The following is a 19,230-nucleotide window of genomic DNA, read 5'->3' on the forward strand; positions in this document are numbered from 1 at the left end:
CAGCGACCGCAAAAATCTTGGGGCTGCTGCGCAGCCCAGCGGGAGCAAGCTCCCTCGCCACAGGGGTCCCACGACCCGAAAAGATTCCAGCCAATCAGGGTAGCTGTTGCGCCAACACCGCAATATGCTCCGGCCCGATCCCGCAGCAGCCGCCCAAATGGCTCGCCCCGCGCTTCTGCCAGTCAGCCGCCCACTGCAGGTACCCCGGTGGATCGAGGTCTTCGCGCAGCGGATCCAGCCCGTCGTTGGCCGTGGCTTCCTTCGGCTGCGGCGGGAAGGCGTTGGCGTAGGCACCGATGTGGATCTTCACCCCCAGCCGCTCGAAGGTTTCCCGCGCTGCGTCGATTGCCGCGCCGATCACTTCCGGCTGGCTGCAGTTGAACAGCAGCGTCTCGACACCCAGCTCGGCCGCGACCACCGCCGCGTCCGCCACCGGTTCGCCGGAGCGCAGGCGCGGCACTTCGTCGGTGTCTTCATCTTTCAGCGTGAACGAGAGCCAGAACGGCTTGCCGTCCTGCGGCAGCCCGGCGTGAATCGCCCGCGCTTCGACGGTAGAGCTTTGAGTCTCGGCCAACCACAAGTCAACATGGGGCGCCAGGCCGGTCACCAGGGGAGCCAACAGTTCACTGGCGCGGGAAGCGTCGAACAGATCGGGGCGATAGGAACCGAACAACGGCGGCAGCGACCCGGCCACCCGTACCGCCTTGCCCGAAGCCTGCACCGCCCGCCGCGCCAGCTCTCCCGCCAGGGCGGCCAGCGCCTGGCCTTCCGCAGCGAAACGCGCCTCGCCAATATGGAACGGCACCACGGCATAACTGTTGCTGGTGATCACGCTGGCGCCGCTGGCGATGTAAGCCGCGTGCACCGCCTCTACCGCCTGGGGCGCTTCGCTCAAGGCCAGGGCCGACCACTCGGGTTGCCGGAACGGCGCGCCACGGCGTTGCAGTTCGCGGCCCATGCCGCCATCGAGAATGACTGTCGTTGCTGCGCCCATATGCGATTCACTCATAAGCTTATGAAAAATACTCACTACCGGAGTTGTTCTTATAACTATTTAATACGCACCATTCAGTTCACTACAACTTATTTTTCTACCCCAGGGATCTCACGTGAAATTACAACCATTGCTGGCCCTGGGCCTGACTCTACTGGCCGCCTCGTCGCAGGCGTTCGCCGGCGCCACGCTCGATCGCATCGAACAGAAAAAAGAACTGGTCGGCGTGTTGATGGAAAGCTATCCGCCCTTCTCGTTCCTCAACGATCAGAACCAGCTCGACGGTTTCGACGTCGACGTGGCCAAGGCCGTGGCGCAGAAACTGGGCGTGAAGCTGCGCCTGGAAACCCCTTCCTGGGACGTAATCGCGGCCGGGCACTGGAGCGGGCGCTATGACATCTGCATCTGCTCCATGACCCCGAGCAAGGCCCGCGCCGAAGTCTTCGATTTCCCGGTGCAGTACTACGCCTCCCCAGCCGTCATCGTGGTCAACGCCAAGGATGACCGTATCCACGGCGCCAAGGACTTGAGCGGCAAGAAAGTCGGCCTCACCAGCGCCTCCAGCTATGAAAGTTACCTGAACAAGAACCTGGTGATCGAAGGCGCCGAGGATACCCAACTGAGCTATCCCTTCGAGGACGTGCAGGTCGCCCCGTACGATACCGATAACGTGGCGTTCCAAGACCTCGGCCTGGGCGCCGGGGTGCGCCTGGACGCGGTGTTGACCAACCTGGTGACCGCACAGCCGCGCCTGACCGAAGACAAGCGCTTCAAGCTGGCCGGCGAACCGCTCTATTCCGAACCGAACTCGGTGGCCATCGAAAAAGGCGATGCCCAGTGGGACAACAAGGTGCGTGAAGTCTTCGCCCAGTTGAAACAAGACGGCACCTTGAGCAAACTCTCGCAAAAATGGATCGGCGCCGACATCACCCAATGACTTCTTTTCCACCCCCTCAGCCACCGCCAACGGTGGCTGAGTCTCGCCTGCAAAAAATCTTCGGTTTTCGCACCCGGTTGTACCTGACCTGGGCGACGATGCTGGTGCTGTTCGCGAGTTTCTTCCTGAGCTTCGACCTGAAGTTCTCCATCATCCTCGACAAACTGCCGAACCTGCTGGGCGTGCACCTGGCGCCCAATGGCTTTTTGCAGGGCGCGGTGCTGACGTTGTTCCTGTGCCTGTGCTCGATCGTCGCCTCGTCACTGCTGGGCTTCATCACCGCTCTGGCGCGGCTGTCCAGCAGCGCGGTGGCGTTCGGCATTGCCAGTTTCTACGCGTCATTCTTTCGCGGCACGCCGCTGCTGATCCAGATCCTGCTGATCTACCTGGGCCTGCCCCAACTGGGCGTGGTCCCGGGCGCCATCGCCGCCGGGATCATCGCGCTGTCGCTGAACTACGGCGCCTACCTGAGCGAAATCTTCCGCGCCGGCATCCTCGGCGTCCCCCACGGCCAACGCGAAGCCTCCCTCGCCCTGGGCCTGAGCGAAACCGTAATCTTCTGGCGCGTCACCCTGCCCCAGGCCATGCGCACCATCATCCCGCCGACCACCAACCAGTTCATCTCGATGCTCAAGGACTCCTCCCTGATCTCGGTGATGGGGGTCTGGGAAGTGATGTTCCTGGCGCAGTCCTATGGTCGTTCCAGCTATCGCTATATCGAGATGCTGACGACGGCGGCGATCATTTACTGGTTGATGTCCATTGCGTTGGAGCTGATCCAAGCGCGGATGGAGCGGCATTATGGGAAGGCGTATCTCAAGCGCATCTGAGAAACCACGGCTGGTCAAATCGACATTTCCGAGGATGCTGTAGGGCAAAGCTCTCTGTCATGGAAGCCAGCACGACGATACGCTGCCCCCCCGACCCACAGCCTACAGATTCGATCTGTCGTGTCTTGCCGACGGCCAGGAGATGGCTGGCATCGCCCTCCCGGCTGAATTTTTAAAGTGCGGACTCCTTTAATGAGAGGCCGCATTCGATGTCTATCCAACACCTATACCCACCCCAACGCCTGGCCCTGACAATTGCCCTGGTGCTCGGTTGCGCCGACGTTTCGATGGCAGGGCAACCTGCTGATCCGCCCGTCGTCCCCAAGACAACAGCCGACTTGCAAGCTCAACTCAAAACGTTCGCCGAAGCAGTGGATACCACATCGCCCAAAGTCACCAAGCCCCACAAAGGCGTAGAGAAACTGGATGACACCAACGATCTGGCCCTCGTCGGCGGACGCGGGAAGTTCAACGGCGCTGTTGATGGTGGCGGAGGAACCAACATGCTGCGATTGGAAGCCAGCAAAGGTGGAAAATTGGAAGGAGCCCATAACTTTGAGGCTTTGCATGTCGCAAAAGGCGAATGGGAACACACCGGGAATTTCACTGGCTGGGGAGTGATCGAGCCGGAAACCACGTTGATCAACACCGGCCATATCGACGGACAAATCGGGGTTCTCGGTACATTCGATAACAAGGGCGTTGTCGCCAACAACGTGATCGTCGAGCAAGACGCAGGCATGAGCAACTCAGGTGCCGTGAATGGCGCAGTCCATGTACTTGAGAAGGCCAGCTTCAGCGGCAACGGATCTGTAGGGTTCCTGAGCGTGGCAGGCCAGCTGAAGGTCGGTCCTGAAGTCGGTGCACCCTCGATCAGCGGAAACCTTGAACTGTTTAAAGGCGCTGAATTGATCTACGGCATCGATGCTGCGGGCGCCAGCGCCACGGTCAATGTCGCAGGCACTGCGACGCTGAACGATGCGACCCTGAGAATCGACGCCGTACAGGTTGAGGACATGGGCACAAGCGAGCACACCGTGATCCGTGCGAAGCAGATCGAGGGGGCGTTCGGCACGATCATCAACAATCTCCCCTTCATGACCGCGACCCCGCACTACAGCGGGACGGAGGTTGGCCTGACGTATGCGCGCAATGGCGTTCCACTCAACGCTGCAGCAAAGAACGAAAATGCAGAAAGACTCGCCGGCAGTATCAAAGAACCACAAACGGCCACGCCACTGCCGCCCAAGCCTGTCGACAATGGAGCGGCTGCTGAGGCACCTACAACCCAAGCAAAAGTCGATGATCCGGCACAACGTCCCCGCCAAGCGTCGCAAGTCGTCAGCATTGAACCGAAACCCACCAGCCTGCCGCACAACATCCCCGTCGCGAAACCCAACGCCGCCATCAACGCCCTGCTCGGCAGCAACCTGGTCACCGCCGCCGATGGCCTCGACCAGTTGAGCGGCTACGACACCGCCGACCTGGGCAACGCTACCCTGAGCAGTGTCACGCCCATCAGCACCGGCATGCTCGCGGCCATGGGCCAGAACACTCCGCAGGGCGCCCATGGCAATGGGCAGGTCTGGGTCCAGGCCATCGGCAACAGTGGCCGCGTCGGCAGGCATCTGGACGATTACGCGCTAAAGCACTCGACAACAGGTTTGCTGTTGGGAACCGACTGGGCGATCAACCCGACTTGGCGCCTGGGGATCATCGGCGCCAAGAGCGAGACGCGGCTGGACGGTCATCGATTCGAGGGCCGGCTCGACAGTTGGCATGTCGGCGCCTATGCCCTGCGTCAGGATGGGCCGCTGGCGCTACGCCTGGGCGCGGTGTATGGCGATCACGACGGCAGCACCAAGCGCCACGTGGCTTTCAACGGTTTCAGCGATCGACTCAAAGGTCGTTACGACGCCAACACGCAGCAGGTCTTCGGGCAAGTCGGCTACAACCTGGGCATTGGGCATTTCGATATCGAGCCCTACGTCCAAGTGGGCTACCAGCGCTACCAACGCGATCACTTCACGGAGAAAGGTGGCGACGCCGCGTTGCGGTACAACAGCCAGGCACAGGAAAACTACACCAGCGAGCTGGGCCTGCACCTCGCCCGCCCCTTCGTTCTGGACCAGGGAGCGCGGTTGACGCCACGCCTGAATGTCGGCTGGAAACACCTCTATGGCGACGTCCGAGGCAGCTCCCGTCAACGTCTGGTCGACGGCGGCATGACCTATACCGTCGAGGGCATCGAGCTGGACCGGGACAGCTTGCTGCTGGAAGCCGGCCTGGACCTGGCCGTTTCGCCACGACACACATTGGGGGTGAGCTACAAGGGTGAAACCGGCCAGGACAACCGCAACGGTGCGCTGATGGGGCAGTGGCGGATGATGTTCTGACAGGCAAAAAAAAGGGGAGCACATGCCCCCCCGAGGTTAAAACGGTGTATCGAGACTGTTAAATCAGCCTTCGATCTCGATCAGGATCTCGCCCGGATTGACCCGGTCGCCCTTGACCACATGAATCGCGGTGACCTTGCCGGCGATGGCCGCCTGCACTTCGGTTTCCATCTTCATGGCTTCGGTGATCAGGACGGCTTGGCCGGCCTTCACCACATCGCCCTCCTTGACCAGCACATCGACGATGTTGCCGGGCATGGTGGTGCTGACGTGGCCCGGCGCAGTGGCTTGCTTGCGCTTGCTGCTGCCGCCGCCGACAAATTCATTGAGCGGTTCGAACACGACCTCTTCGGGCATGCCATCGATGGACAGGTAGAAGTGACGCTTGCCTTCGGCCTTGACGCCCACCCCGGTGATGTCGACGCGGTAGGTTTCGCCGTGAACGTCGATGACGAACTCGGTCGGCACGCCTTCACCGCCCACCGAGCTCACGCTACCCGCCTCAGGGATCGGCAAGAGCACTTCCGGAGTCAAGGTGCCGGCTTCGCGCTCTTCCAGGAACTTGCGACCGATGTCCGGGAACATGGCGTAGGTCAGTACGTCCTCCTCGGACTTGGCCAGCGCACCGATTTCACCGCGCAGCTTGGTCATTTCCGGCTTGAGCAAATCGGCCGGACGCACATCGATCACGTCTTCGCTGCCGATGGCCTGGCGACGCAATTTCTCGTTCACCGAACCTGGCGCCTTGCCGTAGCCGCCCTGCAGATAGAGCTTCACTTCGTTGGTGATGGTCTTGTAGCGCTCACCGGCCAACACGTTGAAGAACGCCTGGGTACCGACGATCTGCGAGGTCGGGGTCACCAGCGGCGGGAAGCCGAGGTCTTCGCGCACCCGCGGGATTTCCGCCAGCACTTCATTCATCCGGTTCAGCGCGCCCTGCTCTTTCAACTGGTTGGCGAGGTTGGAGATCATCCCGCCCGGTACCTGGTTGACCTGGACGCGGGTGTCCACCGCGGTGAACTCGCTTTCGAACTGGTGGTATTTCTTGCGCACCGCGTAGAAGTACAGGCCGATTTCCTGCAACAGTTCCAGGTCCAGGCCGGTGTCGAACTCACTGCCTTTAAGGGCCGCAACCATCGACTCGGTACCGGGATGGCTGGTGCCCCAGGCGAAACTGGAGATCGCGGTGTCGATGTGATCGGCACCGTTTTCGATCGCCTTGAGCTGGCACATCGCAGCCAGGCCGGCGGTGTCGTGGGAGTGGATAAAGACTGGCAGCGACTGCTCGCTCTTCAGCGCCTTGACCAGCTCGCCAGTGGCATAGGGGGTCAGCAGGCCGGCCATGTCCTTGATCGCCACCGAGTCGCAACCCATGGCTTCCATTTGTTTGGCCTGGGCCACGAACGCATCGATGGTGTGCACCGGGCTGGTGGTGTAGGCGATGGTGCCCTGGGCATGCTTGCCGGCGGCCTTCACCGCTTCGATGGCGACCTTGAGGTTACGCACGTCGTTCATCGCATCGAAAATACGGAACACGTCGATGCCGTTGACCGCCGCTTTTGCCACGAACGCCCTGACCACGTCATCGCTGTAGTGGCGATAGCCCAGCAGGTTCTGGCCGCGCAGCAGCATTTGCAGACGGGTGTTGGGCAGCGCCGCGCGCAGTTGGCGCAGGCGTTCCCACGGGTCTTCCTTCAGGAAGCGTACGCAGGCATCGAATGTCGCGCCGCCCCAGACTTCCAGCGACCAATAGCCGACTTTGTCGAGCTTGTCGCAGATCGGCAGCATGTCTTCGGTGCGCATGCGGGTGGCAAGCAGCGATTGGTGGGCGTCGCGCAGGATTGTGTCGGTAACAAAGATCTTCTTGGACATGGTCATACTTTCCTTACAGGCCTGCGTGGGCGGCAATGGCGGCGGCGATGGCCAGGGCCAGCTCTTCGGGTTTGCGCTTGATCGAGTAGTTGGTCAGTTCCGGATGGCTTTCCACGAAGCTGGTATTGAACTGGCCGCTACGGAATTCCGGGTTGCGCAGGATCTCCTGGTAATACGCGGCGGTGGTCTTGACCCCCTGCAGGCGCATGTCATCCAGGGCTCGCAGGCCACGGTCCATCGCCTCTTCCCAGGTCAATGCCCAGACCACCAGTTTCAGGCACATCGAATCGTAGAACGGCGGAATGGTGTAGCCGGTGTAGATCGCCGTGTCGGTGCGCACACCCGGGCCGCCAGGGGCGTAGTAGCGGGTGATCTTGCCGAAGCTGGGCAGGAAGTTGTTTTTCGGGTCTTCGGCGTTGATCCGGAACTGCAACGCAAAACCCCGGTGCACGATGTCTTCCTGCTTGACCGACAGTGGCAGCCCGGACGCGATACGGATCTGTTCGCGAACGATGTCGATACCGGTGATTTCTTCGGTGATGGTGTGTTCCACCTGCACCCGAGTGTTCATCTCCATGAAGTACACCTCGCCTTCGGCGAGCAGGAACTCCACGGTGCCGGCATTCTCGTAGCCCACGGCCTTGGCCGCGCGCACCGACAGGTCGCCGATGTAGGCGCGTTGCTCGGGCGTCAGTTGCGGGCTGGGCGCGATCTCGATCAGTTTCTGGTTGCGGCGCTGGATCGAGCAGTCACGTTCGAACAGGTGCACCACGTTGCCGAAACTGTCCCCCAGGATCTGCGCTTCGATATGCTTGGGATTGACGATGCATTTTTCCAGGAACACTTCCGCCGAACCAAACGCCTTGGTGGCTTCGGAAATGACCCGCGGGAAGGCCTGTTCGAGTTCTTCGCGGCTGTTGCAGCGACGGATACCACGACCGCCGCCGCCGGACGTGGCCTTGAGCATCACCGGGTAACCGATCCGATCACCTTCGGTCAGCGCTTCTTCAATGCCCGATACGTTGCCTTCGGTGCCGGGCGTGACCGGTACACCGGCCTTGATCATGCTGCGGCGCGCTTCGGTCTTGTCGCCCATGCGGCGAATCACTTCCGCCGACGGACCAATGAATTTGATTCCGCGTTCAGCGCAGATGTCTGCCAGTTCGGCGTTTTCCGAGAGAAAACCGTAGCCGGGGTGCAAGGCATCACAGCCGGTTTCCACTGCCAGGTTCACCAGTTTGCGCGGGTTCAGATAGCCGGCCAGCGGATCGGCGCCGATGCTGTGGGCCTCGTCCGCACGCTTGACATGCAACGCATGGCGGTCCGCGTCGGAGTAGACCGCGACCGAGCGAATGCCCATCTCGGCGCAGGCGCGCACGATTCGAACGGCAATTTCACCACGGTTGGCGATCAGGATCTTTGTTATCAATTGGAGGTTCCCTTGAGCCGGTGATACCACGGCCTGGGGTCCAGGCCGACGCGTGACCAGATGTAACAATTGGTCGCAGCACCACACTAGTCCTGGCTGTTGATTAACAAAAATGAATATTTATTGGGTCATGCATAAGCAAAGACTTATAGTTGTGCTAATCGTCCCGGTCGAGAGTGCTTAGAAAATGCGTAAGTCATTGATGCGTATGACATTGCGTCAATTGCAGATTTTCAACGAGGTGTGCGACCTGAGGTCCTACAGCCGTGCAGCTGATGAAATGTCTCTCACACAACCGGCCGTTAGCCTACAGATTCGATCCCTTGAAGAGCTGATTGGCCAGCCACTGTTTGAGTATGTAGGCAAAAAACTCTACATGACCGAGGCCGCCGAAGCACTGCAACGCGCCAGCCGGGACATCTTCGGGCGCCTGGAAAACCTCGATATGCAGCTCTCGGACATGCAGGGCTCACTGCAAGGCCAATTGAAGCTGGCGGTGGAGTCCAGTGCCAAGTACTTCGTCCCGCACCTGTTCGCCGCGTTCAAGCGCCAGCATCCAGAGGTCAACCTGAACCTCACGGTGGTCAATCGCGGCCAGGTCATTCGTCGGCTCTCGGACAACCGTGACGACTTGGTGATCATGTCCATGGTGCCTCAGGACATGGGGTTGGAATTCCTACCGTTCCTCAACAATCCGATCGTGGCCGTGGCACCGCCGGATCATCCGCTGTGCCACATGGGCCCGCTGCGCTTGCAAGACCTGGAGCCCTATACGCTGCTGTTGCGCGAACCGGGGTCCGGCACGCGACTGGCCTGCGAGGAGTACTTCAAGGAGAAACGGGTGCATTTCACCCAGACACTGGAAGTGGCGTCGGCGGAGGCCCAGCGCGAGTGCGTGGTGGCCGGGCTGGGCGTGGCACTGTTGACGCGCCACGCCGTGAGCCGGGAATTGTCGTCCGGCGCACTCATCGAGCTGCCGGTGGAGGAGTTGCCGCTGTATCGCAGTTGGTGCCTGGTGCAGGCCCGGGCCAAACGCCTGTCACCGGTGGCTCACGCCTTCCTGGCGTTCGTTCGCGGTGAGCGCGCTCAGATCATCGGCCTGGTTGAACGTTTCGACGGGAAGCCGCCGGCGTTGCCTGCCAGTAATTGAACTCTGCCGCGTCAGGAAATTCGCTGATTTCGGCCAGGAGCTGGCGCTGTTCATAGCGGTCTTCGATGGCACGACGGAACGCCATGCGGCGCTGGTCTTCCTGCTGACGACGGGTTTTGACGGCGCTGCGTTCTTCGTAGGACTGGGTCATGTCGAGACTCCCAAGACGTATACGGGAGCTTTACGATGACGGCGCGGGATGACGGTTTGGCGGCGCGTGCGTTACAGAACGATGAATTCGGGTCGGATGACACCCTGTGGCGAGGGAGCTTGCTCCCGCTGGGTTGCGAAGCGACCCCGAACGATTATCCAGACGCAGCAGGTTTGCGACTGCTGCGCAGCCGAGCGGGAGCAAGCTCCCTCGCCACAGAAGCCCCAGGACCAGGGCTCAGTCATCCAACGCCTTCACCGACTTGGGCGACAGCCGCAAGCTGCGCAGGCTGCGCTTCACACTCTTGAGGTGGTTGACCAGGCTTGGACCACGAGCCATGGCGACGCCCATCGCCAATACGTCAATCACCACCAGGTGGGCAATGCGCGAGGTCAGCGGCGTGTAGATCTCGGTGTCTTCATGCACGTCGATGGCCAGGTTCACCGTGGACAGTTCCGCCAATGGCGTCTGGCTCGGGCACAAGGTGATCAGTGAAGCGCCGCTTTCGCGCACCAGGTTCGCGGTGATCAGCAAGTCCTTGGAACGCCCCGACTGGGAAATGCAAATCGCCACATCGGTGGGTTTCAAGGTCACCGCTGACATGGCCTGCATGTGCGGGTCGGAATAGGCTGCAGCCGTCAGTAGCAACCGGAAGAACTTGTGCTGGGCATCGGCTGCTACCGCGCCCGACGCGCCGAAGCCATAAAACTCGACACGCTGGGCCTGGGACATGGCCGTGACGGCTTTTTGCAACGCCACCGGGTCGAGCTTCTCGCGAACCTCCATCAGCGTATGCAGGGTCGTGTCGAAGATTTTCAGGCTGTAGTCCGCCACTGAATCGTCTTCGTGGATCGCAAACTGACCGAAGCTCGCACCGGCGGCGAGGCTTTGCGCCAGCTTGAGTTTCAGGTCCTGGAAACCCGAGCAACCGATGGCCCGGCAGAAACGCACGATGGTCGGTTCGCTGATGCCGACGCTGTGGGCAAGATCGGCCATGGAGCTATGCATCACGGCCGCCGGATCAAGCAGTACGTGATCGGCGACTTTCAGCTCCGACTTGCGCAGCAAATGGCGTGACTGGGCGATGTGTTGCAACAGGTTCAAGGGGCTGGACTCTTGTTATGGGCAGGTGCTGGGATGTAGCAAGCTTGTAGTTATACTACAAGAATTGGCTTTTTGCCTGCCCCAATACGTAACCGGGTTAGCCTGCTACCCCTTGTTTTCGCGGAGAACGAGCCATGTAGCCACCCAGGAAGGCTCTGATGCGCGAGAAACCTCACTCATCCCTGAACCAGAGGCCTCCGAAAGTGGCTGACTGGTTAGGGAAACGCTGGAAAGACTTCCAAATTGGGTGCAGCACTTGTCTCACACGCACCGAACGGTTGAATTGCGATGAACCAGAGGGTGGTGCGCAAACGGCAATTGAGCCCAGTCGAGGCGCGTCTCACTTGCTCGACCAACTTAAAATGCTGCCCGCCGCCTATCAATCACACAAAACCCACCTCCCAAATAATATTATTTCCGCTGATTTTTTCCGTTTATCAAACGCATTAAACCCACCTGCCTCGTTCACAAAACAGCTGCGTTTACTTAAACCTCAGATTCTGTTACACAAACTCACCCTCGCATTGATAGTGCTTTTCATTTTGTCTTGCTAGCATAAAAATTCCTTACCTTACTCAAAAATTTAATAAACACCAAACAGAAGACTGATAATGGAATACAAACACATATACCTTGCAGGGCTTTTTTTTCTCAACACTCAAGCTTTTGCTGTGTCTCAAGAATTTTGCCCGGAAGCACAAAATATTCATCTTACAGGCGCATACTATTCGGCCGAGGGTGGATGGTTAGGCCAAGCACAAACAGGTGACAATAGTCCATTGCAGCGCTTTGTCGGCGGTATCTACCAGCCCAAGGATGGCTCTTCCAGCCCAACGGGTGGACATATAGCGAGGTGTACCTACACGACCCAAAACGGCAACGAGGTCAATCTACTATACCCACTGAACGCACAGGGAAAAACTGCAGTGGTAAAGCTTGAAAAACTGGAAAACTGGAAAACCGCAGAAGGTTATTTCGGAACAACTATCTATGAGTGCACAACCCAAGCGAAAGGAGCCTGTGCGTTCTCCCGACTCGAAGAATAAACCGCTAACCAAGGGGCTTACCTGCGGTGAGATGCAACTGCCTTGCACCTCACCGCAGGTACACGTTTAAAATTACTGGGAGCTCTTTCACAAGTCTAATTCGGGCGAAACCAACTTATTAGCAGCAGAGAACCACGGACCATTTAGTTCCGCTCAAGCAACAATATTCAAACAGTAGAAACAAGCCCCCTCCTGACAACCAACTTTCGCTTACAATATCAACCACAACAACCCTCACCACTCTCAGTCAAATCCGATATATTGGCCTCGCAGGACGCAATCAACTTAACGTACAGGAGTTACCCACTATGAGCATTACTACTAAAGATTGGACCGCACAAATTGACCGTATGCCCGGCGCCGCTTCGTTCCGCGTCTATGGATCGGTAGAGGTATCGAACAGTGGCATCACACCAAAGTTGGTACTGAGTGAAACACAAGACAAATCCTTCGATCTACGCCTGGATTTGCAACTGGAACAAAGTGATGAAGTTGCACTGCAAGTTATCACGCACAAACAGGTCGAATACAAAGTGCTTGGCGACTCGAACGTAACCGGAGTCAGCATCTTCTTCAACAATCAACTCGTTCATCACATTGATGAAGTCATGATTACCCATTAATACCTCATCATGTTCCCGTCGGAGCGACACCGTGCGTGCCACTCCGACGGGACGTTTCACTCCTGGCGTTGCTCCCGCAGCAGTTGGGCCAGGCCCTCGGCCTCGACCGGCCGGCTGATGAGATAGCCCTGGACCTCGTCGCATCGCTCGGCTTCCAGGAACTCAAGCTGCCCCTGCCGCTCCACGCCTTCAGCCACTACCTTGAGCGACAAGCCATGAGCCATTGCAATGATTGCCCGGGTAATTGCCGCATCCACGCTGCCCTCACCCAGCCCGCGAATGAACGCCTGGTCGATCTTCACGTAATCCACCGGGATGCGCTTGAGATAACTCAGGGATGAGTAGCCAGTGCCGAAATCGTCGATCGCCAGCTTGACCCCAAGGTCACGCAATTGCTGGAACGTAGCGATGATGTGTTCAACGCTGTCGAGCAACTGGCTCTCGGTCAACTCCAGTTCCAGGTATTGAGGGGCCAGACCGGTTTCCTCCAGTACCTGTCGCACCAGGCTGACCAGCTTGCCTTGGCGCAGTTGATGCACCGACAGATTGACCGACACCCTGATCGGCGCGAGCCCCTGGCGCTGCCATTCGCATGCCTGCCAACAAGCCTGGCGCAATACGAATTCGCCGATCGGCCCGATCAACCCGGTCTCTTCGGCCAGGCCAATGAAATCCCCCGGCGGTACCCGACCCATGGCCGGATGATCCCAACGCACCAACGCCTCGGCGGCGTTCAGGCGTCCGGTCGCCAGGCACAGTTTTGGCTGATAAAAAACCTTCAGTTGCTGCTCTTCCAAGGCCTTGCGCAGCTGATTCTCCAGTTGCAGGCGCTCCAGCGTGCTGGCCTGGAGGCTGTCGGTGTAGAACTGGAAATTGTTGCCGCCCAAATGCTTGGCATGTTGCATGGCCATGTTCGCCTGGCTGACCAGCATGGCAACTTCTCGCGTGTTGTCGGGCAACAGGCTGATGCCGATCGAGGCACTGAGCACCAGTTCATGGCCCTCTATGGTCAGTGGCACACGCAGCTTGGCGGCCAGCCGAGTCGCCACCCGCGCCAGGCTCGAAAGGTTGCCATAGGCATCGAACAACACCGCAAACTCATCGCCCGATAGCCGCGCGATGGTATCCGCCTCGGGCAGCGCATTGATCAGGCGTCGTGCCATTTTCTGCAGCAACTGGTCGGCGATGTCATGGCCGAGGCTGTCGTTGAGCAACTTGAAACGGTCCAGGTTGATATGCAGCAACGCCAGGCTGCGCCGTCCGCCCTGGCGCACACGCTGATGAGCTTCGTGCAGGCGCTCACGAAACAGCGAGCGATTGGCCAGCCCGGTCAATTCGTCGTAATGGGTCAGGTAGCGCATCCGCTCTTCGGATTCGCGTCGCGCCGAAAGATCGGCGAAGAAGCCCACGATATGACTGACATTTCCCCGCGCATTGCGCACAACGTTCAGTTGCAGCCATTGCGGATACAACTCGCCGTTGGCCCGCGCCTCCACCAACTCGCCCTGCCAGGTGCCGTGCTGCTTGAGCGCTTGGCGAATGACGGGGTAGTGCCGGCGCGCATCGCGGCTGCACGGCAGGTCCACCACGTTGCGCCCGAGCATGTCATCGATATTGAAACCGGTGACCCGCGTGAACGCCTGATTGGCAGCGAGTAGCACGTAGTGGGGGTCGAAAATCACGATACCTTCGCTGGCGGCTTCGAACACTGTGGCCGCCAGTTGCCGTTGCTGCTCAAGTTCCTTGCTGGTGCTGATGTCTCGCCGGGTACCGACCATACGCAGCACCCGTCCGCTGACGCTGCGCTCCACAGCCCGACCGCGGTCTTCGATCCAGACCCAGTGGCCATCGCCGTGGCGCACACGGTATTCGATCTGGTAATCCTCGCTGCGGCCCTTGAGGTGTTCGACCAAGGCCCGCTTGAGCGCCGGCAGGTCCTGAGGGTGCAGGCGCGGAGTGAGGTGAGTGAGCATCGCCGTGATGTATTCGGGCTCCAGGCCGAAGAGCTCCTTGAGCTGAGTGTGATGGACTTCGTCAGTCTGCAGGTTCCAATCCCACAACCCCAGCTCACTGGCCTTGAGCGCCAGGGCCAGACGCGCCTCACTCTTGCTCAGGGCCTGGCTGGCGACTTCCAGTTCAAGACTGCGCTGCGCGACCCGCGCCTCCAGGCCAACCTGGGCCGCTCGCAGTTTTTCCTCCGCAGAACGGCGTTGCTCGACCTCCCGGGCCAGCGCGTCGTTGAGCTGGGCACTGCGGGTTTGTGCTTGCTGCAGATGCTCGATCAGCGCCTGGTTCTGGAAGCGCCGTAACAGGCCGCTTTGGATCAAGCGGTTGACTTGCCAGGCGACCACGCTCAGCGAGACCAGCACGATCAGCCCAAGCCAGCCCCACCCGCGTTGCTGCTCGTCGCCGCCCCAGAAGAGGTAGCCGATGGCCGGTAATAGGCAGGGCAAGGTAAAGGACAGGAATGCGGGAAGGCTTACCGCGTAGGCCACGCTGGCCGACAGGGCGGCCGCGCCAATCAGGCCGAACACCCAGGCCTGCTGCTGGAAACTGTCAGCCGGGACCAGCGCGATACCGGCCCCAGCCAGCGTCAGGCCGGTCATCGCCGAGCCCAGCAAAAACATACGCAACCAGATCGGGTGTGCCTGGCGGCTCGGCATCGCCGAATCGAAAGCCGCCACCTGGATCACCCGTAAGGCCACCAGCGACAACAACCAGACGAGCCAGACGCTGACCAGGAAATAGCGCCGCGGCTCCCATAACAGCGCGGCGCAGACCAGACCATTGAGCAGCATGAACAGCGTAGGCAGCAGCGAGCCTTGGTACAACAGACGTGTGCGCTCGACCGCCATCTCCATGGCGTACTGCTTGCAGATGACCCGCGGCGCCACACAGGGGCCCGCCGGATCGGATTTGAGGGTCATTGGCACTGTTTTTGTTCTTATTCAGTGGAGCGTGGAGAACCCGAAACAAGCACCGAGCATACACAAGCCACAGGGCATCCCACACTGCCCCAGCTCATAAAAAAACGGAAAAAAGTCGCTGTTTCATTGGGTGGCGACCCTTTCGAGCGAGTCCCGCCAACGCCTGTAGCCCATGACCCACCGGTCATCATCAAGCGGTCTTTTATCGGCTGATGCAAAGCTCGGTTTGCCCGGGATGACGCCGCCCCCTAGAATGCCCCGATGCGCGATGATCTCTCCCTTCTGCTGAACTCCCTCAACGATGCCCAACGTCAGGCCGTAGCTGCCTCCGTGGGTCGTCAGTTGGTCCTGGCCGGTGCCGGCTCCGGTAAAACCCGAGTGCTGGTGCACCGTATCGCCTGGTTGATCCAGGTCGAGAACGCCTCGCCCCATTCGATCCTGTCGGTGACGTTCACCAACAAGGCCGCGGCCGAGATGCGCCATCGCATCGAACAACTGATGGGCATCAACCCTGCCGGCATGTGGGTCGGCACCTTTCACGGCCTGGCACACCGCTTGTTGCGGGCGCATTGGCAGGAGGCCGGGCTGAGCCAGACCTTCCAGATCCTGGACAGCGACGACCAGCAACGCCTGGTCAAGCGGGTAATCCGCGAACTGGGCCTGGACGAGCAGCGCTGGCCGGCCCGCCAGGCCCAATGGTTCATCAACGGCCAGAAAGACGAAGGCCTGCGCCCGCAGCACATCCAGGCCAGCGGCGACTTGTTCCTGGCGACCATGCGTAGCATCTATGAGGCCTACGAGGCGGCGTGCCAGCGTGCCGGGGTGATCGACTTTTCCGAGCTGCTGCTACGGGCGCTGGACCTGTGGCGCGACCACCCAGGCCTGCTGGCCCACTACCAGAAGCGCTTCCGGCATGTACTGGTGGACGAATTCCAGGACACCAACGCCGTGCAATACGCCTGGTTGCGCCTGCTCGCCAAGGGCGGCGACAGCCTGATGGTGGTGGGTGACGATGACCAGTCGATCTACGGCTGGCGCGGTGCCAAGATCGAAAACATTCACCAGTACTCGGCGGACTTCCCGGACGCCGAAGTCATCCGTCTGGAACAGAATTACCGCTCCACCGCCGGCATCCTCAAGGCCGCCAACGCCCTGATCGCCAACAACACAGGGCGTCTGGGCAAGGAATTGTGGACCGATGGCGGCGAAGGCGAAGCGATCAATCTCTACGCCGCCTTCAACGAACACGATGAAGCCCGCTACGTGGTGGAAACCATCGAAAGCGCGCTGAAAACCGGCCTGGCCCGCAGCGACATCGCCATCCTGTACCGTTCCAACGCCCAGTCGCGGGTATTGGAAGAAGCCTTGTTGCGCGAACGGATCCCGTACCGCATCTACGGCGGCCAGCGCTTCTTCGAGCGTGCTGAAATCAAGAACGCCATGGCCTACCTGCGCCTGATCGAAGGACGCGGCAACGACGCGGCCCTGGAACGGGTGATCAACGTGCCAACACGGGGCATCGGTGAAAAAACCGTTGAAGCGATTCGCGATCACGCGCGCCACAGCCATGTGTCCATGTGGGAAGCCATGCACCAACTGGTCGTCAACAAAGGCATGACCGGTCGCGCCGCTGGCGCCCTGAAGGCCTTCATGGACCTGATCGAGGACCTGGCCGCCAAGTGCGGGGAAATGCCGCTGCACTTGATGACCCAGACCGTCATTGAGCAGTCCGGCCTGATCGCCTACCACGAAGCGGAAAAAGGCGAGAAAGGCCAGGCCCGGGTGGAAAACCTTGAGGAACTGGTCAGCGCCGCGCGCAACTTCGAAAGTACCGAAGAAGACAAAGACCTGACACCGCTGTCGGCCTTCCTGGGTCACGCCTCCCTGGAAGCCGGCGACACCCAGGCCGACGAACATGAAGACAGCATCCAGCTGATGACCCTGCACAGCGCCAAAGGCCTGGAATTCCCCTACGTGTTCCTCGTGGGTATGGAAGAAGGCCTGTTCCCCCACAAGATGAGCCTGGAAGAACCGGGACGCCTGGAAGAGGAACGGCGCCTGGCCTACGTCGGTATCACCCGCGCCATGCAGAATCTGGTACTGACCTACGCCGAAACCCGACGTTTGTATGGCAGCGAGACCTACAACAAGGTGTCGCGCTTCGTACGTGAAGTACCGAAGGGCCTGATCCAGGAAGTGCGGCTGTCCAACAGTGTCAGCCGTCCGTTCGGTGGCGGCCAGCAGCAAAGCACCAGCAGCCTGTTCGGCGGCAGCGACATCCCGGAAACCGGCTTCAGCCTCGGCCAGACCGTACGGCATTCGGTATTCGGCGACGGCGTGATCCTCAACTTCGAGGGTGCCGGCGCCCAGGCGCGGGTGCAGGTGAACTTCAGCGAAGGCAGCAAGTGGCTGATGCTGGGGTATGCCAAGCTGGAAGCGATCTAAAGATTTCGTAAGAAGCACCTTGCTGTGGGAGCAAGGCTTGCCCACGAGGCGGTGGCACATTCAACACAGGTGCGTCAGACCGATCGCTATCGCGGGCAAGCCTTGCTCCCACAAGTATTTCTCCCATCCCACATTAGTTTCCGACCGAACTTATTTACTTTTCCTACAGCCCAAATCGAACAAGCCCTCTTGCGCGGTTGAAGCTGAACCTAACCTGTCACGCAAAAGCCCGAAACACTCTGCCGCTAGCCAGCAACACTTCACCTGTGCAACATGGCCCGCGTGCTATCCACAAATGGGAATGCCTTTATATGAAACGTTTTCTTAGCATCGCCATGGCGCTGTGCATTGGCCTGACGATGGCCATCGACGCCAATGCCGCCAAGCGCTTTGGCGGTGGTAAAAGCTCGGGGGCAGCCCCGACTCACCAGACCAGCCAGATGGCGCCGTCCTCTGCCGCCGGCTCTACCGCTGCCACCGCAGGTGCTGCCGGTGCCGCGGGCGCTGCCACCAAGGCAAGCGGTGCTTCGCGCTGGCTCGGCCCCCTGGCCGGCATCGCCGCCGGTGGCCTGCTCGCCTCCATGTTCATGGGCGACGGCTTCCAGGGCATGCAGATCTTCGACATCCTGATCATGGCGGTCATCGCCTTCCTGGTCTTCCGCTTCATTGCCGCTCGTCGTCGCAAGCAGCAGGAGCAATTCGCTCCAGCCGGCCATGCGCCGATGCAGCGTGAGGTGTTCAACCAGCAGCCTGCTGCCAGTGGTTCGATCTTCGGCGGTTCGGCAGCGCCTGCGGCCGCTCGTCCGGTCATCAATGCGCCGGCCTGGTTCAACGAGCAACGCTTCATCGAAGCCGCGCGCAACCACTTCATGGCCCTGCAGCAGCATTGGGACGCGAACGAAATGGACAAGATCTCCGAGTTCGTGACTCCGCAACTACTGGAGTTCCTCAAGCGCGAGCGGACCGAGCTGGGTGATGGCTTCCAGTCCACCTACATCGACAATCTGCACGTGCAGCTGGACGGCGTCGACGATCGCGCCGACAAGACCATCGCCACCCTGACCTTCAGCGGTGTGTCGAAGGATTCTCGCTTCGACAAGGGCGAAGCGTTCAGCGAAAGCTGGAACATGGAACGTGCCCAGGGCGATGACCAGCCTTGGCTGGTGGCCGGTATCCGCCAGAACGGTTGAACCTTTGCCCGTTTTGCATGTTGAAATAAAAGAACCCCGGCTCAGGCCGGGGTTTTCTATTTCGCGGTTGCATCTATAGCGAGCTACTGTATAAACCGCTCCATATAAAACCGCGCCATCGAGAAAGAGGATCCCC

The 19,230-nt window shown here is 60.1% G+C and carries 15 protein-coding genes; 9 read left to right on the forward strand and 6 right to left on the reverse strand.

Going from position 1 to position 19,230, the window contains the following annotated elements:
* Positions 1 to 94: 94 nt before the first annotated feature.
* Positions 95 to 994, reverse strand: coding sequence for a homocysteine S-methyltransferase family protein (locus BLT00_RS18540; protein ID WP_092147670.1), 900 nt, complete (start codon positions 992 to 994; stop codon positions 95 to 97).
* A 115-nt stretch (positions 995 to 1,109) separates the two neighbouring features.
* On the opposite strand from BLT00_RS18540, the gene BLT00_RS18545 reads away from it, so the two are divergent.
* From BLT00_RS18545 to BLT00_RS18555, 3 genes are all read left to right on the forward strand, one after another.
* Positions 1,110 to 1,931 (forward strand): ABC transporter substrate-binding protein, encoded by an 822-nt coding sequence (locus BLT00_RS18545; protein WP_063323723.1) that lies wholly within the window; start codon positions 1,110 to 1,112, stop codon positions 1,929 to 1,931.
* A complete protein-coding gene (locus BLT00_RS18550) occupies positions 1,928 to 2,761 on the forward strand; it encodes an amino acid ABC transporter permease (RefSeq protein ID WP_092147667.1) in 834 nt (277 codons plus the stop codon). Before BLT00_RS18545 ends, BLT00_RS18550 begins: the two co-directional genes overlap by 4 nt.
* 209 nt (positions 2,762 to 2,970) lie before the next feature.
* Entirely contained in the window at positions 2,971 to 5,157 is a 2,187-nt protein-coding gene (locus tag BLT00_RS18555) for an autotransporter outer membrane beta-barrel domain-containing protein (protein ID WP_092147664.1), read from the forward strand.
* 63 nt (positions 5,158 to 5,220) lie between these two features.
* Here BLT00_RS18555 and oadA read toward each other — a convergent pair whose 3' ends face one another.
* Positions 5,221 to 7,029, reverse strand: a complete 1,809-nt coding sequence (gene oadA, locus BLT00_RS18560) for a sodium-extruding oxaloacetate decarboxylase subunit alpha (RefSeq protein ID WP_092147661.1) — start codon at positions 7,027 to 7,029, stop codon at positions 5,221 to 5,223.
* A 13-nt stretch (positions 7,030 to 7,042) separates the two neighbouring features.
* Complete coding sequence (locus tag BLT00_RS18565) at positions 7,043 to 8,458, reverse strand: acetyl-CoA carboxylase biotin carboxylase subunit (RefSeq protein WP_063323719.1); 1,416 nt, start codon at positions 8,456 to 8,458, stop codon at positions 7,043 to 7,045.
* Between the two features lie 187 nt (positions 8,459 to 8,645).
* Here BLT00_RS18565 and BLT00_RS18570 point away from each other — a divergent pair, with 187 nt between their 5' ends.
* Positions 8,646 to 9,608 (forward strand): LysR family transcriptional regulator, encoded by a 963-nt coding sequence (locus BLT00_RS18570; protein WP_013694598.1) that lies wholly within the window; start codon positions 8,646 to 8,648, stop codon positions 9,606 to 9,608.
* Here the strand turns inward: BLT00_RS18570 and BLT00_RS18575 are convergent.
* Both BLT00_RS18575 and hexR read right to left on the reverse strand, forming a co-directional pair.
* Entirely contained in the window at positions 9,550 to 9,759 is a 210-nt protein-coding gene (locus tag BLT00_RS18575) for a PA3496 family putative envelope integrity protein (RefSeq protein ID WP_092147658.1), read from the reverse strand. The genes BLT00_RS18570 and BLT00_RS18575 overlap by 59 nt on opposite strands.
* Before the next feature lie 237 nt (positions 9,760 to 9,996).
* On the reverse strand, positions 9,997 to 10,863 hold the full coding sequence (gene hexR, locus BLT00_RS18580) for a transcriptional regulator HexR (protein WP_003187110.1): 867 nt from the start codon (positions 10,861 to 10,863) through the stop codon (positions 9,997 to 9,999).
* Between the two features lie 158 nt (positions 10,864 to 11,021).
* On the opposite strand from hexR, the gene BLT00_RS31910 reads away from it, so the two are divergent.
* The 3 genes from BLT00_RS31910 (at position 11,022) to BLT00_RS18590 (ending at position 12,532) form a co-directional block, all read left to right on the forward strand.
* Positions 11,022 to 11,417: a hypothetical protein gene (locus BLT00_RS31910; protein WP_175483406.1), complete on the forward strand. Its 396-nt coding sequence runs from the start codon at positions 11,022 to 11,024 to the stop codon at positions 11,415 to 11,417.
* A 57-nt stretch (positions 11,418 to 11,474) separates the two neighbouring features.
* On the forward strand, positions 11,475 to 11,909 hold the full coding sequence (locus tag BLT00_RS18585; RefSeq protein ID WP_092147656.1) for a DUF3757 domain-containing protein: 435 nt from the start codon (positions 11,475 to 11,477) through the stop codon (positions 11,907 to 11,909).
* A gap of 308 nt (positions 11,910 to 12,217) precedes the next feature.
* A complete protein-coding gene (locus BLT00_RS18590; RefSeq protein WP_092147653.1) occupies positions 12,218 to 12,532 on the forward strand; it encodes a hypothetical protein in 315 nt (104 codons plus the stop codon).
* A 56-nt stretch (positions 12,533 to 12,588) separates the two neighbouring features.
* Here the strand turns inward: BLT00_RS18590 and BLT00_RS18595 are convergent, their stop codons facing one another.
* Positions 12,589 to 15,459 carry an EAL domain-containing protein gene (locus tag BLT00_RS18595; protein ID WP_092147650.1) on the reverse strand — a complete coding sequence of 957 codons (2,871 nt, stop codon included), beginning with the start codon at positions 15,457 to 15,459 and terminating at the stop codon, positions 12,589 to 12,591.
* A gap of 261 nt (positions 15,460 to 15,720) precedes the next feature.
* Between BLT00_RS18595 and uvrD the strand changes: the two genes are divergently transcribed.
* Entirely contained in the window at positions 15,721 to 17,904 is a 2,184-nt protein-coding gene (gene uvrD / locus BLT00_RS18600; protein ID WP_063323716.1) for a DNA helicase II, read from the forward strand.
* A 311-nt stretch (positions 17,905 to 18,215) separates the two neighbouring features.
* Entirely contained in the window at positions 18,216 to 19,094 is an 879-nt protein-coding gene (locus BLT00_RS18605) for a Tim44 domain-containing protein (RefSeq protein WP_092147647.1), read from the forward strand.
* Positions 19,095 to 19,230 lie beyond the last annotated feature (136 nt).

It is taken from the genome of Pseudomonas sp. NFACC51, assembly GCF_900103575.1.
Classification (GTDB): Bacteria; Pseudomonadota; Gammaproteobacteria; order Pseudomonadales; family Pseudomonadaceae; genus Aquipseudomonas; species Aquipseudomonas fluorescens_Q.

What these genes read in the sequence shown, in the direction of transcription:
- BLT00_RS18540 (WP_092147670.1), bottom strand. Translation starts at nt 994, where the DNA reads ATGGGCGCAGCAACGACAGTCATTCTCGATGGCGGCATGGGCCGCGAA.
- BLT00_RS18550 (WP_092147667.1), top strand. Translation starts at nt 1,928, where the DNA reads ATGACTTCTTTTCCACCCCCTCAGCCACCGCCAACGGTGGCTGAGTCT.
- BLT00_RS18555 (WP_092147664.1), top strand. Translation starts at nt 2,971, where the DNA reads ATGTCTATCCAACACCTATACCCACCCCAACGCCTGGCCCTGACAATT.
- oadA (WP_092147661.1), bottom strand. Translation starts at nt 7,029, where the DNA reads ATGTCCAAGAAGATCTTTGTTACCGACACAATCCTGCGCGACGCCCAC.
- BLT00_RS18570 (WP_013694598.1), top strand. Translation starts at nt 8,646, where the DNA reads ATGCGTAAGTCATTGATGCGTATGACATTGCGTCAATTGCAGATTTTC.
- BLT00_RS18575 (WP_092147658.1), bottom strand. Translation starts at nt 9,759, where the DNA reads ATGACCCAGTCCTACGAAGAACGCAGCGCCGTCAAAACCCGTCGTCAG.
- BLT00_RS31910 (WP_175483406.1), top strand. Translation starts at nt 11,022, where the DNA reads ATGCGCGAGAAACCTCACTCATCCCTGAACCAGAGGCCTCCGAAAGTG.
- BLT00_RS18585 (WP_092147656.1), top strand. Translation starts at nt 11,475, where the DNA reads ATGGAATACAAACACATATACCTTGCAGGGCTTTTTTTTCTCAACACT.
- BLT00_RS18590 (WP_092147653.1), top strand. Translation starts at nt 12,218, where the DNA reads ATGAGCATTACTACTAAAGATTGGACCGCACAAATTGACCGTATGCCC.
- BLT00_RS18595 (WP_092147650.1), bottom strand. Translation starts at nt 15,459, where the DNA reads ATGACCCTCAAATCCGATCCGGCGGGCCCCTGTGTGGCGCCGCGGGTC.
- uvrD (WP_063323716.1), top strand. Translation starts at nt 15,721, where the DNA reads ATGCGCGATGATCTCTCCCTTCTGCTGAACTCCCTCAACGATGCCCAA.
- BLT00_RS18605 (WP_092147647.1), top strand. Translation starts at nt 18,216, where the DNA reads ATGAAACGTTTTCTTAGCATCGCCATGGCGCTGTGCATTGGCCTGACG.